10 protein-coding genes are annotated in these 13,728 nt (G+C 63.4%); 8 read left to right on the top strand and 2 right to left on the bottom strand.

Annotation, left to right across the window (positions count from 1 at the left end):
* The first annotated feature begins 45 nt into the window (after window positions 1-45).
* Window positions 46-2,334 carry a xanthine dehydrogenase family protein molybdopterin-binding subunit gene (locus ACR3XE_RS13765; protein WP_473699644.1) on the top strand — a complete coding sequence of 763 codons (2,289 nt, stop codon included), beginning with the start codon at window positions 46-48 and terminating at the stop codon, window positions 2,332-2,334.
* A complete protein-coding gene (gene hemH, locus ACR3XE_RS13770; RefSeq protein ID WP_473699643.1) occupies window positions 2,331-3,329 on the top strand; it encodes a ferrochelatase in 999 nt (332 codons plus the stop codon). Before ACR3XE_RS13765 ends, hemH begins: the two co-directional genes overlap by 4 nt.
* 19 nt (window positions 3,330-3,348) lie before the next feature.
* Here hemH and ACR3XE_RS13775 read toward each other — a convergent pair whose 3' ends face one another.
* Window positions 3,349-3,996: a glutathione S-transferase family protein gene (locus ACR3XE_RS13775; RefSeq protein WP_486185809.1), complete on the bottom strand. Its 648-nt coding sequence runs from the start codon at window positions 3,994-3,996 to the stop codon at window positions 3,349-3,351.
* A 166-nt stretch (window positions 3,997-4,162) separates the two neighbouring features.
* Between ACR3XE_RS13775 and ACR3XE_RS13780 the strand changes: the two genes are divergently transcribed.
* The 5 genes from ACR3XE_RS13780 to ACR3XE_RS13800 are packed head-to-tail and all read left to right on the top strand — an operon-like array spanning window position 4,163 to window position 12,156.
* Entirely contained in the window at window positions 4,163-5,824 is a 1,662-nt protein-coding gene (locus tag ACR3XE_RS13780; protein WP_473699640.1) for a CHASE domain-containing protein, read from the top strand.
* The gene (locus ACR3XE_RS13785; protein ID WP_486185810.1) at window positions 5,817-9,548 is read left to right on the top strand and encodes a hydantoinase B/oxoprolinase family protein; all 3,732 of its coding nucleotides are present in this window, start codon (window positions 5,817-5,819) and stop codon (window positions 9,546-9,548) included. The genes ACR3XE_RS13780 and ACR3XE_RS13785 overlap by 8 nt, the downstream gene beginning before the upstream one ends.
* 3 nt (window positions 9,549-9,551) lie before the next feature.
* Window positions 9,552-10,226: a DUF969 domain-containing protein gene (locus ACR3XE_RS13790; RefSeq protein ID WP_473699639.1), complete on the top strand. Its 675-nt coding sequence runs from the start codon at window positions 9,552-9,554 to the stop codon at window positions 10,224-10,226.
* On the top strand, window positions 10,223-11,164 hold the full coding sequence (locus ACR3XE_RS13795; RefSeq protein WP_473699638.1) for a DUF979 domain-containing protein: 942 nt from the start codon (window positions 10,223-10,225) through the stop codon (window positions 11,162-11,164). The genes ACR3XE_RS13790 and ACR3XE_RS13795 overlap by 4 nt, the downstream gene beginning before the upstream one ends.
* Complete coding sequence (locus tag ACR3XE_RS13800; RefSeq protein ID WP_473699637.1) at window positions 11,161-12,156, top strand: DUF2891 domain-containing protein; 996 nt, start codon at window positions 11,161-11,163, stop codon at window positions 12,154-12,156. The genes ACR3XE_RS13795 and ACR3XE_RS13800 overlap by 4 nt, the downstream gene beginning before the upstream one ends.
* A 43-nt stretch (window positions 12,157-12,199) precedes the next feature.
* Here the strand turns inward: ACR3XE_RS13800 and ACR3XE_RS13805 are convergent, their stop codons facing one another.
* On the bottom strand, window positions 12,200-12,664 hold the full coding sequence (locus ACR3XE_RS13805; RefSeq protein ID WP_473699636.1) for a RidA family protein: 465 nt from the start codon (window positions 12,662-12,664) through the stop codon (window positions 12,200-12,202).
* 101 nt (window positions 12,665-12,765) lie between these two features.
* Here ACR3XE_RS13805 and ACR3XE_RS13810 point away from each other — a divergent pair, with 101 nt between their 5' ends.
* Entirely contained in the window at window positions 12,766-13,689 is a 924-nt protein-coding gene (locus ACR3XE_RS13810) for an HNH endonuclease (RefSeq protein WP_473699635.1), read from the top strand.
* The last annotated feature ends 39 nt before the right edge of the window (window positions 13,690-13,728 follow it).

The following is a 13,728-nucleotide window of genomic DNA, read 5'->3' on the forward strand; positions in this document are numbered from 1 at the left end:
GATTTTCTTTGCGCCCGTTTAAGGGCCTCACTATCAGCAACGGGCATGAGCCGCATTCGCGACAGCCTGTCTTCAACCTCCTCGCCTTTTCCGGCGGTTAGTCGCCGTTCGCTTTTGGTCGGGGCGGGTGCCGCGGGAGCTTTGGTGGTTGCCTGGACCTTCTGGCCGCGCGATTATGCCCCCAACCTTGGCGCCGCCAAAGACGAGCATATCTTCAACGCCTATCTGAAAATCGGCCACGACGGACATATCAGCGCCATCGTCCCGCAATGCGAAATGGGTCAGGGCGTCACCACTCTCTTGCCGCAGATCATGGCTGACGAACTGGGTGCCGACTGGCGGACCATCGCGGTCGAGATGGCCCCCATCAGCCCGCTTTACGCCAACAGCCTGCTCATCGACGAAGACAGCGCAGCGATCACCCCGCGCTCGCTGGTCCCCGACTTTGTCAGCGACACGCGCAGCTGGATGCGTCACGAATTTGGCGTCCGCGATGCGGTGATGCTGACCGCAGGGTCCAGCTCGGTCCGCATGTTCGAGGCCCCGTGCCGCGACGCCGCCGCACAGGCGCGCGCGCTGTTGATGATGGCGGCGGCTGACCGGTGGGACGCCGACTGGGAAGAATGTGACACGCAGGATGGCTTTGTCGTGCTGGGTAAGAAACGACTGCGCTTTGGCGATCTGGCCGCCGTCGCGGCGACGCTGACCCCACCCGACGAGCCCGTCTATCGCGCCAACAGCGCCGACCCGCTGTACGGCAAGGAACTGACGCGGCTCGACCTGCCGGCAAAGGTCGATGGGTCGGCCAATTATGCCGCCGACATCCGGCTGCCCGACATGGTGTTTGCCGCCATTCGCCAAGGGCCGGTGGGGGCAACACGTTTGAAATCCATCGACCGCAAGGCCGGATTGGCAGTGCGCGATGTGCTGCAAGTCGTTGAGCATGAGCGATGGGTTGCGGTGGTCGCGCGCAACTGGTGGGCCGCGCATCGCGCGCTCGACAGTTTCGCGCCGGTGTTCGAAACCGATGGCCCGCCCGTGTCCACGACGCGGATCGAAAGCCAGCTCAAGGCTGCGATCAAGGGCGACGGAACGCGCATCATCTCGGTGGGCGACACGGCAGAGGCTTTTTTCGGCCGCGCCGCGCTGCACGCCGACTATGTCGTTGCTCCGGCGCAACATGCCGCCATCGAAACGCGCAGCGCCACCGCCGCACCCGACGGCAGCCGGTTGCGCGTCTGGGTGGCCACACAGGCTCCGGCGCAGTGTCGCGCCGCCATCGCCAACGCGACCGGCCTCGACGAGGCGCAAATCACGCTGTTCCCGCTGATAGCCGGAGGGTCGTTCGGCGCCGCGCTCGACCATAGTGTCGCAGTGCAGGCGGCAATAATTGCACGCACCATCAAGCGTCCGGTTCAGCTGACTTGGTCGCGCGCCGAGGAAATCATGCGCGACCTGCCGCGCCCGCCCGCCCGCGCCCGTCTGTCGGCCAGCCTGAATGCAGAGGGCGGGATTGATGCGCTGTTGGCGAAGATTGCTGTGCCCGCGGTCGGCCATGAAATTCGTCGTCGCCTGATTGATGGCGAGCATCCCGATGTGGCGCAGCGGGCATCGGCGGGAATCAGCGACGCATCGGCGGTCGGGGGCGCACGGCCACCCTATGCCATTCCGCATATCGCGGTCGACCATATGCATGTTGATATCGGCCTGCCGGTCGGGCGCTGGCGCGGCAATTCGGACAGCTACACCGCTTTTTTCATCGAATGTTTCGTCGATGAACTGGCCGTTCACGCGGGCACCGATGCGCTTTCCTATCGCATGGCAATGCTGGGCGGCGCGCCCTTGCTTGCCCGCTGTCTGCTCACCGCGACCAGCCTCGGCGGCTGGGAAGGCGGCATTTCCGGAACCGCGCAGGGCATCGCCTGCCACACTATGCGCGACAGCCATATCGCCCTGATGGCGACCGCCCGACCCAGCGACAAGGGCTTGCAGGTCGAACAATTGGTCGCGGTCGTTGACTGCGGGCGCATCGTCAATCCCGCCATCGCCCGCCAACAGATCGAGGGTGGGCTGATCTTTGGCCTCGCCGCCGCCGTCGGAGCGGTCACCGACTATGAAGGCGGCGTCGCTACCGCGCGCAAACTGGCGCAGCTTGGTCTGCCGCGCCTGTCGCACACACCCGAAATCCTGATCGAATTTGTCGACAGCGACCGCGATCCCGGCGGGATTGGCGAAATCGCGGTGCCGGTCGTCGCCCCCGCCATCGCCAATGCGCTCTATGCCGCCACCGGGCGGCGCATCCGGCGCCTGCCACTATCGGCGAATCCCTTATGAGCGCTTTGCCGCCTTCGCACCCCGGCGTCACACCGCCGCGCATCGGCGTTCTGCTGGTCAATCTGGGCACACCCGATGCGCCCGAACCGGGGGCGGTGCGCCGCTATCTTGCCGAATTTCTGTCCGACCGCCGCGTAGTCGAGATCCCCGCCCCGCTCTGGCAACCCATCTTGCGCGGCATCATCCTGACCACGCGCCCCAAGAAATCGGCCCATGCTTATGCACAAGTGTGGACCGAGAAAGGGTCGCCGCTCGCAGTGCACAGCGCAGCGCAGACGGCGGAGTTGCAAGCGCGTCTGGGCGCGGATGTCCGGCTGGCCTTTGCGATGCGCTATGGCCAGCCCGCCATCGGCGCGATGATCGACGCGCTGGTGACGGAGGGGTGCCAGCGCATCCTGATCGCGCCGCTCTATCCGCAATATTGCACCGCAACGACGGCGACGGTGGCAGACGCCGTGGGGGCGCATTTGGCGACGCTGCGGTGGCAGCCCACGATCCGCAGTCTGCCGCCCTATTATGATGATCCGCTGTATATCGATGCACTGAAGGCGTCGGTCGAGACGGGGCTGGCGGCGCTCGATTTCACGCCCGATGTGCTGCTCGCCAGCTTTCACGGGATGCCTCAGCGCACGCTGCGACTCGGCGACCCCTATCATTGCCAATGCCGCAAAACGGCGCGCCTGCTGTCCGAAGCGATGGACCGGCCGATCGAGGTTGCGTTCCAGTCGCGCTTTGGCCGCGCCAAATGGCTCGAACCCGCTACCGATACCGAACTTGTCCGCTTTGGCAAGGAAGGCAAAAAGATTGCCATTTTCGCGCCCGGATTTTCCGCCGACTGTCTGGAAACGCTGGAAGAACTGGCAATCCGGGGACGCGAACAATTTACGAGCGCGGGTGGCGCGCAATTTGCCTATCTGCCCTGCCTCAACGCCGAGGCGTCGGGGATGGCAATGCTAGAGGCACTGGTGCGGCGTGAACTGGCGGGATGGCTGTGACGGTTGAAGCGCTGGCGCTTTACGCCAGCACCTTCGCCATCATCCGTTCTTCTTTCTCGATCCATGGGGCTAGGCTGGGGCGGGCCAACGTCGCCGCGCTCCATGCCGCTACCTTGGGATGGGTCGCGGGGTCAGCGACAATCCCGCAATGGCGAAGGTTCACAAAACTCGACGCCACCGCAATATCGGCCAGGCTGATCGCATCGCCAACCAGAAAGCCGCTGGCCGGAATTGCCTCCTCCAGATACGCGAGCAGCTTTGGCAATTCTTCGGTCTCGGCCAAATCAGCCGCCGCCAGATCGCCTTCGCGGCCCAGAAATTTGGGCGAAACAATGCGGTTAAAGAACATCTTGCCACCACATGCGGCGAGCACAGTATCGCCAAACTCGTCCCACCAGATGACGCGCCCACGCGCCTCTGCATCGGACGGAATCATCGCCGGATCGGGATATTTGGCTTCCAGATAGTGGATGATCGCGCTCGAATCGGCGAGCCGATAGTCGCCGTCCTGCATCGCGGGCATTTTGCCCAGCGGAGATGCCGCACGAAAATCGGGATCGGGATCGCCGATACCGACGCCCTTGACCTCAAACTCCAGCCCCTTTTCGCCCAGATAGCCCAGCACCTTGCGCACAAATGGTGACACCAACGACCCGTAAATAATCATGCTTCAACTCCTGCCTTGCGGCCCATGTTACGCGATACGTTGCGCGTTGCAACCCAAGTCCGAGCGGCGATGGAAAACGTACAATGCGCTTGCTAATCCTTGAATTGCATGGAACAAATTTGCCTCGGGGACGCGGCGACTGCGGCCAGCTAGCAGGATAAAGAAAATGCGCCCATTTCCTTGGGCAGATCGGCTGATGGGGCTGCTGGTTCGCTTTGTCGGACTGGTTATCCTGCTGGCCACCCTCATCGCGGCGGTCGGCAGTTTTCTCTATAACCAGAAACAAGAGGCCGATCAGGCGAGCCGGTTGGCGATGCAGATCAATGTACGCCTTCAGGATCAGCAGGCGGTGCTCGAAAGCGTCCGCGCTTTTTATCAATCGAGCGCGCCGGCCAACGGTCCGGCGATCCGTCATTTTCTGACCGATCTGCAGCCGCAAGTTCGCGCTCCGGGAATGGAGGGCGTCGGGATTGCCGTCGCCATGCAACAGGCAACCCCGGCGGCGGTTGAAGACCGGCTCGTCAAAAATTACGGACGCACCATCCCTGTCTGGCCGGACAGCGATCAGCCCATCGGTTTCCCTATCGTGTTGATCGAGCCCGACAACGAACGCAACCAAAGGGCGCTGGGTTTCGACATGTATAGCGAACCCGTCCGCCGTGAAGCGATGGAGCGCGCCTGGCGCTCGGGAAAGCCCGCCGCCAGCGGCCTCGTCGAACTGGTGCAAGAGGGTAAGGAGGTAATGCAACCGGGATTTCTGATCTACCTGCCGCTCTATGCCCGCCATAACGAAGCGCAGGTTGACGGCATAGCCCAGAGCAGTGCCGGCGTGCCCACAACCGCTACGACCGACAGCGTTTACCCCGGCACGTCGGAGCAACAAGCGCAACCGGCCGAGGGTTTCGTCTTTGCCCCGTTTCGCACCCATGATCTGATGAAAGCAGCGCTCGGGTCGCAACTGTCGTCGATAAAGGGCATCGAAGTACGCGCCGGAACGCGACCCGACGCGCCTCTGGTTTACAGCAACGGCACGATGCACTGGGGGGCGCATAATCAACGCATCAAGGTCGCCGACCAGACATGGTCGATACGCCTGTCCTATGGCCGCTTTACCGGGCGGCTCGGTCGTCCACTCGGCATATTGATCTTTGGCATCGCGCTAGCGCTGGTCGCGGCGCAGCTGCACGATGTGCAGCGCCGCCGCATCGGCGATCTGCAGGAGCTGGCCGAAGAACGGGCGCGCCATGCCGAGGACCGCGAGCTGATGATCGGCGAAATGGCGCATCGGATGAAAAACGCCTTTGCGCGCATCGGAGCCCTCGCGCGCATCACGCTGCATGAATCGGAAAGCCTGACCGATTTTGAACAGCAATTCGACGGCCGATTGCGCGCCTTGTCCAACGCCAAGCAACTGCTCGTCACCGGCACGGTGGATACGGTAGAATTGGGGGCGATCGTTCGCAAAGAGCTGCAACTCGCGGGCTGGCCCGGCGTAAAGGTCGATGCCATATCCGGCCCCACAGTCGCGCTCGATGACGAAGCGGCGCAGGCCATCGCGCTCGCTGTCCACGAACTCGCGACCAACAGCGTCAAATATGGCGCACTGTCGGGCGTGGGCGATCTTACTGTCGATTGGCAACACGAAGGCGACGAAGTCTCCTTGCACTGGAGCGAAAGCGCGCTTAGCGAGACGCCTGTGTTTGATCAGGAAAATTTCGGCTCGCACTTCATCCGGTCGCTCATCGAGCGCCAGCTCAAGGGCGGATGGACGCGCACCGCGGGCGACCACAGCCTGACCATAAGGATCCACTGGCCGCTCAATGTCTGAACCGCGCACCGACTGGCAATTCTGGATTGATCGCGGCGGTACCTTTACCGATGTCGTGGCACAGCGCCCCGATGGCGCCATCGTCACCGCCAAATATCTCAGCGAAGACCCCGCCCGCCCCGGCGACGCGGCCGTCAACGCAATCCGCGATCTCACCAACTGCCCCACGGGTGCGATTCCCGCCTGCGCCATCCGCATGGGCTCGACCGTCGCCACCAATGCGCTGCTCGAACGCAAGGGCGCGCCGACCTTGCTCGCAATCACACAGGGTTTCGGCGACGCGCTCACCATCGGGACGCAGGATCGCCCCGACCTGTTCGCCCGCGCCCATCACCGCATCGCCCCGCCCCATGCTGCGGTGATAGAGATTGCCGAGCGCGTCACCGCCGACGGCGACGTCGTCACTCCGCTCGACCCCGACGCCGCCCGCGCCGCGATGACCGCCGCGCACAAGGGGGGCCTCGACAGCATCGCCATCGTGCTGATGCACGGCTATCGCTACCCCGCCCACGAACAACAACTCGCCGCCATTGCGCGCGAAGTCGGCTTCACCCAAATCTCGACCAGCCACGACGTCAGCGCGCTCATAAAACTCATCGGGCGCGGCGACACGACGCTCGCCGACGCCTATCTCTCTCCCATCTTACGCCGCTATGTCGATCAGGTCTGCGCCGCGCTGGGCGATGACATGGCACCGCAGTTCATGAAAAGCTCGGGCGGACTGGCGGCGGCGGATAATTTCCACGGCCGCGATGCGATATTGTCGGGGCCGGCGGGCGGCATCGTCGGCATGGTCGGCATCGCCCAAGCGCTCGGTCTGTCGCGGCTCATCGGGTTCGATATGGGGGGCACTTCGACCGACGTCAGCCATTATGCCGGCCGGTTGGAGCGCGACAATGAAACGATGGTCGCGGGCACCCGCATCCGTGCCCCGATGCTGCGCATTCACACCGTCGCGGCGGGCGGCGGCTCGATCTGCCGCTGGGACGGCGCGCGCCTGCTCGTCGGTCCCGAAAGCGCAGGCGCCAACCCCGGCCCCGCCGCTTATGGGCGTGGCGGCCCGCTCACCGTCACCGATTGCAATGTCCTGCTCGGCAAGATCAGCCCGGGCCATTTTCCGCGCCTGTTTGGGCCGCAAGGCGATCAGCCGCTCGATACCGACGCGGTCGCCGCGCGCTTTGGCGCCCTCACCGCCGAAGTGAACGCCGCCACTGGCCAATCACTCACGCCACAAGCCCTTGCCGAAGGGCTGCTCGCCATCGCGGTTCAGCAAATGGCCAATGCAATCAAGCGCATCTCGATCGCGCGCGGTCATGATGTGACACGGGATTATGCTCTGGTCGGTTTCGGCGGCGCGGGGGGGCAGCATGTCTGCCTCGTCGCCGATGCGCTCGGTATCGGGCGCATCCTGCTCCACCCGCTTGCCGGCGTGCTGTCGGCTTATGGTATGGGCCTCGCCCGTCCGTCAGCCATTCGCGAGCGCACGATCAACATCGCACTCGACGACGCCTCGACCGCCATCCTCGATCAGGTCGAGGCAGATCTGACCACCGAAGCTGACGCGGAATTGGCAGACGAGGGATCTCGAACAGTGGAAATCCTGCTCTTCGTCCGCCTCGCCGACAGCGACAATGTCATCGAACTGCCGCGCGCCGCTCCCGACGCCACCGCCAAAGCCTTTGCCGCCGCCTTTCGTCAGCAATTCGGTTATGCCCCGCACGACAATCTGGTCATCGACCGCATTCGGGTCGAGGTCAGCATCGCCGCCGCCACCGTCCCTGCCCTGCCGCGCCCGACAGCGAAAAGCGCACCCACCCCCGAAACCACGCGCGTCTGGCTGGCTGGCGGATGGCGCGATACCCCGCTGCATCAGCGCGACCATCTTCCCGCCGGCGCGCATATTCCTGGCCCCGCGATCATCGTCGACGCCCTGTCGACCACCTTGGCCGACACCGGCTGGGACGCCGAAGTCATCGCCGATGGAACGCTGTCGCTCACAAAAAGCCCCTCCCCTTCAGGGGAGGGGTTGGGGTGGGAGCTCGGAGCCACAGCTGAGGCCGAAAAACCCCACCCCGTTGCGACTAGGTCCGGCCTTGCCGAACCAAGTCTCACTGCCCCTCCCCTAAAGGAGAGGGGGGATTCTGTTGCTCCCGACCCCGTCCGGCTCGAAATTTTCAACAGCCTGTTCATGGCGATTGCCGAGGAAATGGGCGGCGCGCTGCAACATAGCGCCTCGTCGATCAACATCCGCGAACGGCTCGATTTTTCCTGTGCGTTGTTCGATGCACAGGGTCGGCTTGTCGCCAACGCGCCGCATATGCCCGTGCATCTCGGTTCGATGGGCGAAAGCGTGCGCACCATATTGCGCCAACGCGGCCCCGATGACGACGGGCGGCCCCGCGACGGACGCGGCCTCCGCCCCGGCGATGCCTATGCCCTCAACGCCCCCTATGACGGCGGCACCCATTTGCCCGACATCACCGTCGTCATGCCGGTATTCGTCGCCGATCAGCGCGACACACCCGCCTTCTTTGTCGCCGCCCGCGGTCATCATGCCGATATCGGCGGCATTGCCCCCGGGTCGATGCCGCCCGACAGCCGCACAATTCATGACGAAGGCATTTTGTTCGACAATATGCTGATCGTCGACGACGGCGCCTTTTGCGACGATGCCGTCAGGACGCTGCTGACATCGGGCGCGCATCCGGCGCGCAATCCCGCCCTCAATATCGCCGACCTCAAGGCGCAGGTCGCTTCGTGCCAGCGCGGTGCCAGCGCGCTCGTCGATCTGGCCGCCACGCAGGGCACGGACACCGTCACCGCTTATATGGCGCATGGCCAGCATCAGGCCGAAACCGCCGTTCGCCACCTCATCGCGCGCCTCGCTGATGGTCATTTTCGCTATGCCATGGACAATGGGGCCGAAGTCGTCGTCGCGGTCCGGGTCGATCAGGCCGCGCGCCATGTCACTATCGATTTCACCGGATCATCGCCGACGCAGGACAATAATTTCAACGCCCCCTTGCCCGTCGTCCGCGCCGCCGTTCTCTATGCGCTGCGCACCATGCTCGACGATCCGATTCCGATGAACGAGGGCTGCCTTGCCCCCGTCACGCTGATCGTTCCCGAGGATTCAATGCTCCACCCGCGCTTTCCGGCGGCGGTGGTCGCGGGCAATGTCGAAACCAGTCAGGTCATCACCGACGCGCTGTTTGCCGCTTTTGGCGCCATGGCGGGGTCACAGGGGACGATGAACAATTTCACCTTCGGCAATGACGATTACCAATATTATGAAACCATCGCCGGCGGGTCAGGCGCCGGCCCCGATTTCGACGGCACCGCGGTCATCCAGACCCATATGACCAACAGCCGCATGACCGACCCCGAAGTCATGGAGACCCGCTTTCCCGTCATCGTCGAGGAATTTTCGATCCGGCGCGGGTCGGGAGGCAAGGGCGCGCATCGGGGCGGCGACGGCGCAACCCGCCGCATCCGCTTCCGCACCGCCATGGACGCCAACATCCTCGCCAACCGCCGCAAAATACCGCCCACCGGCCTCGCCGGTGGCGAAGACGGCGCACCGGGTCGTAACTGGGTCGAGCGCGTCGACGGCCGCATCGAAACCTTGGCGGCCACCGGCAGCGCGCGTCTGGAACCCGGAGACATTTTCGTCATCGAAACCCCCGGCGGCGGCGGTTATGGCAAGCCAAAGGGAGGCACCTGACTCATGTGGGTCCTGATCGGTATCATTGTCATCATCGCGGGCTTTCTGCTCCGCTTTAATCCGCTGCTCGTCATCATGACCGCCGCACTCGCGACCGGACTGGCGGCAGGGCTCGATCTGGTCGCGATCATCGCTGCATTCGGCAAAGCGTTCAACGACACCCGCTATGTCAGCATCGTCTGGATCGTCCTCCCTGTCATCGGCCTGCTCGAAGCTTTTGGACTGCAAAACCACGCTCGCACACTGATTGGCCGGATGAGAGGAGCGACGCTGGGGCGGCTGCTCGCCGGGTATTTGCTGCTGCGTCAGGTCATGTCGGCTGTCGGGCTGACCTCAGTCGCCGGCCATCCGCAAACCGTCCGCCCCCTCGTCGCACCGATGGCCGAAGCCGCCGCCGACGCCAAAAACCCCGCGCTGACCGAAGGTCAACGCGAAGAAGTCAAGGCCTATGCCGCCGCGACCGATAATGTCGGGCTGTTCTTTGGCGAAGATATCTTCCTCGCGATCGGCTCCATCCTGCTAATGAAGGGCATCCTCGAAGGCTATGGGATCAGCCTCGAACCGCTCCACCTGTCGGTCTGGGCCATCCCGACCGCCATTGCGGCCTTCCTGATCCACGGCTTCCGGCTGCGACGGCTTGAAAAACGCATGGCTGCTCCTGCGGAGCCAAACGCATGATTACGCTGGAATTCGTCTATGTCTTCGCAGGGCTGACGTTTGTGTTGTTTGCTGTGCTTGGTTTCCTTGACCGCAGCCATCCCAAGCGGATCGGCAATGCCATTTTCTGGGGTCTGCTTGCGCTGTCGATGTTGGCGGGTGACCAGCTGGGCGATTTCGGCAACGGGCTGCTCGTCCTGGCGCTCGTCGCCATTGCGGGGGTCGGGGCCATCGGGCGCGGGTCGGGCGGCGAGGTGCCCGCAGAGGAGCAGGCAGTGCGCGCCGCCAAACATGGCCCCTTCCTGATGCTCGTCGCGCTCATCATTCCCGCGGTCGCGCTCACCGGCACTTTCCTGTTCAAATGGGTGCCCGGCCTCGTCGAGGCCAAACAGACGACGCTCGTCTCGCTCGCCTTTGGAGTCATCATCGCGCTGGGCGTCGGCATGGCGCGGCTCAAACCGCCGCTGCTGCTCCCCGCCCAGCAAGGCCGCCGCCTGCTCGATGCGGTCGGCTGGGCCGCGATCCTGCCGCAAATGCTCGCCAGTCTGGGCGCGGTGTTCGCGCTCGCCGGTGTGGGCGATGTGGTCGGGCAGCTGATCGGCACCGCCATCCCGCAGGGCAGCCTGTTCGGCGCGACGCTCGCTTTCGGTCTCGGCATGGCGCTGTTCACCATGGTGATGGGCAACGCCTTTGCCGCCTTTCCGGTGATGTTCGCTGCGGTCGGTATGCCGCTGCTCATCACCCAATATCACGGCAACCCCGCGGTCATCGCCGCCGTGGGTATGCTGGCCGGTTTCTGCGGCACGCTGATGACCCCGATGGCGGCCAACTTCAACCTCGTCCCCGCCGCGCTGCTCGAGCTCAAAAACCCCTATGGCGTCATCAAGGCGCAAATCGGCACCGCGATTCCGCTGCTGGCGGTCAACATCGCCATCATCTATGTCTTTGCCTTCCGATGACGCATCTCACCCCCGAAACCGCCCAATTGTTCGCCGGCACCACCCTGTCGCACCTGGGCCGCGAATATCCGTACAAGATGGATCTGGTGCTGTCGGGGCCAGAGGATGCAAAGCCGCCGCGCGCGCATCACCCGATTTTCCACGGCAGCTTTGACTGGCACAGCTGCGTCCACGGCTGGTGGCAGATATTGCGCCTCCTCCGCCTCCACCCCGCCATTGCCGCCGCGCCCGACATCCGCGCCCGCGCCGACGCCATGCTGGTGCCCGACAAGGTGGCGGGCGAGCTGGCCTTCCTCGCGCGCCCCACCGCCAGCGGATTTGAACGCCCCTATGGCTGGGCCTGGCTGCTCGCGCTGCACGCAGAGGCAGAACGGCACGACGCGCCCTGGGCCGCCGCCCTCGCCCCGCTCGCCGCCGCCTTTGCCCGGCGCTTCCACGCCTTCCTGCCCAAGCTCAGCTATCCCTTGCGCGTCGGCACCCATTTCAACATCGCCTTCGCGCTCACCCTCGCGCGCGATTGGGCAGCGCCGCGCGACCCCGCGCTCGTCGCGCTCATCGATGCCCGCGCGCTGGCATGGTTCAGTGACGACAAGGCCTGTCAGGCGTGGGAGCCGGGCGGCGACGAATTTCTCTCTCCGGCACTCAGCGAGGCGCATTTGATGAGCGTCATCCTGCCCCCCGCCGCCTTTGCCGACTGGTTCGCCGCCTTTCTGCCCCGCCTCGATCAGCGCCAGCCCGCGACTTTGTTCACCCCCGCGCATGTCTCCGACCGCAGCGACGGCAAGATCGCGCACCTCGACGGGCTCAGCCTCAGCCGCGCGTGGAACTGGCGCGCCATCGCCGCCGCGCTCGGCCCCGCGCACGCGCTCGCCCCCATCGCAGAGCGTGCCGCGCAAGACCATCTCGCCGCCGCGCTGCCGCATGTCACCGGCGATTATATGGGCGAACATTGGCTCGCGAGCTTTGCCCTGCTCGCGCTCGCCGGTCTGTGATCAGGTCATGGCCTGTCAGGCCGTTCAGGGGGAGGCGTCCGAGCTAATCCTTGGGCCGCCGCGCCGTCACCTTGATCTCGACCACGCCGGTGGGTTCATACAGCGATGTTATCCCGATCGCGGTCCACGCCGGAAAGGGCGCCTTGATATAGCGGTTCTTGACCTCGGCAAATGCGTTGATCTGTCCCGCAAGGTCGGTGTGATAGGTCGTCAGGTCGACCACATCGTCCCAGCCGGCCCCCGCGCGCGCCAGCGTCGCACCAATCGCGGCAAAGGCGCGGTCAAAGGCGGGTGCCAGCCCCTCCTCGCCCGGCCGTGGCGCCGCGATCACCCCCGACAGGTAAATCGTGTCGCCCGTCACCACCGCATCGGCATAGCCCACAGATTCCTGAAAGCTCAGCGCCTGCGGATCGGTCGGCATCAACGAAGTCTTCGCTTCGCCCGCCAGCGCTGGGGAGGCGACGAGTGTGGTGGCTAGGAGTGCTGCCCAAAGAAATTTTCTCATCATTCATCCCCAATAGACAGATAGCCAGAAATGCTGTCGTCAAAATCCTACTGTGACAGAGGCGTTGCATAGTGGCAATCAGGGCTGAAAATGTATGTGACTGATTGAACTATCTGTTGACAGTAGCACGGCTTGCTCTGACAGCAGAGCTTATGCCGATTACTTTAGGTGACATCGTTGATGCCCTTACTTCGCTAGGCGGAGAAGCCCACTATCAAGACTTAACTGCCCATGTTCTGGAACATGCGGAACCACCATTTCCAGCCGATCCGGCTGCCAGTGTTAGGGCACGTCTTCAAGAACGTTGCTCCTCATATCAAGCCTATCTTGGTCAAGCTGATCTGTTCGATAGCGAACCTGGTAGCGGTATCTGGAAATTCCGGACTTCCGTTTCGTCTTCCCTGCCCAATGATAATCGGCTGAGGGAGGAGTCAGGCGAATATGTTGCTGATGAAGGTAGTCAGCAGCTTAAGTCTCATTTGGTGCGCGAACGCGACCAAGAACTTGTGCGCCAATTCAAGGCTCGTCTAACAGACCCTCGCTGTGAAGCATGTGACATGAGCTTTGCCGAATTCTATGGCGAGCGTGCAGCGGGCTATATTGAAGCACATCATCGCATTGCAATTGCCGCAAGTGACGAAGGACGCGAAACGAAGCTATCCGATTTGGCTGCGCTTTGCTCTAATTGTCATCGGGCTATTCATCGCAATTATCCGATGCGTGTTGAAGAACTCGCTGATATTTTATCAAGACCGGACAGTTTTGCCTCCGAAATGAAGACAGTCAGAGCGGTTCGCCAGAGCTGGAAGGTCGCTGTTGAGGCCGCAATCCACCGCCTAGTGGAAAAATATGGCAGCAAAGAATTTTCACGCCAATTGCTCATTGATGACGAACTGGATTCAATTGCTGCCTCGGTAAAAAGTGAAGGTGCCACGCCAGCCCAAACGCTGAGCCGTGTACTTCAAGAATTACGAGACGCACGAGTTATATCATTTGTTGAAAATGTTGGCACATACAGACTTAACTGACTGTATTAGATCATTTTATTGACATTATCTGGCTTGCGA

Source organism: Sphingopyxis sp. 10G20-10 (assembly GCF_057365075.1).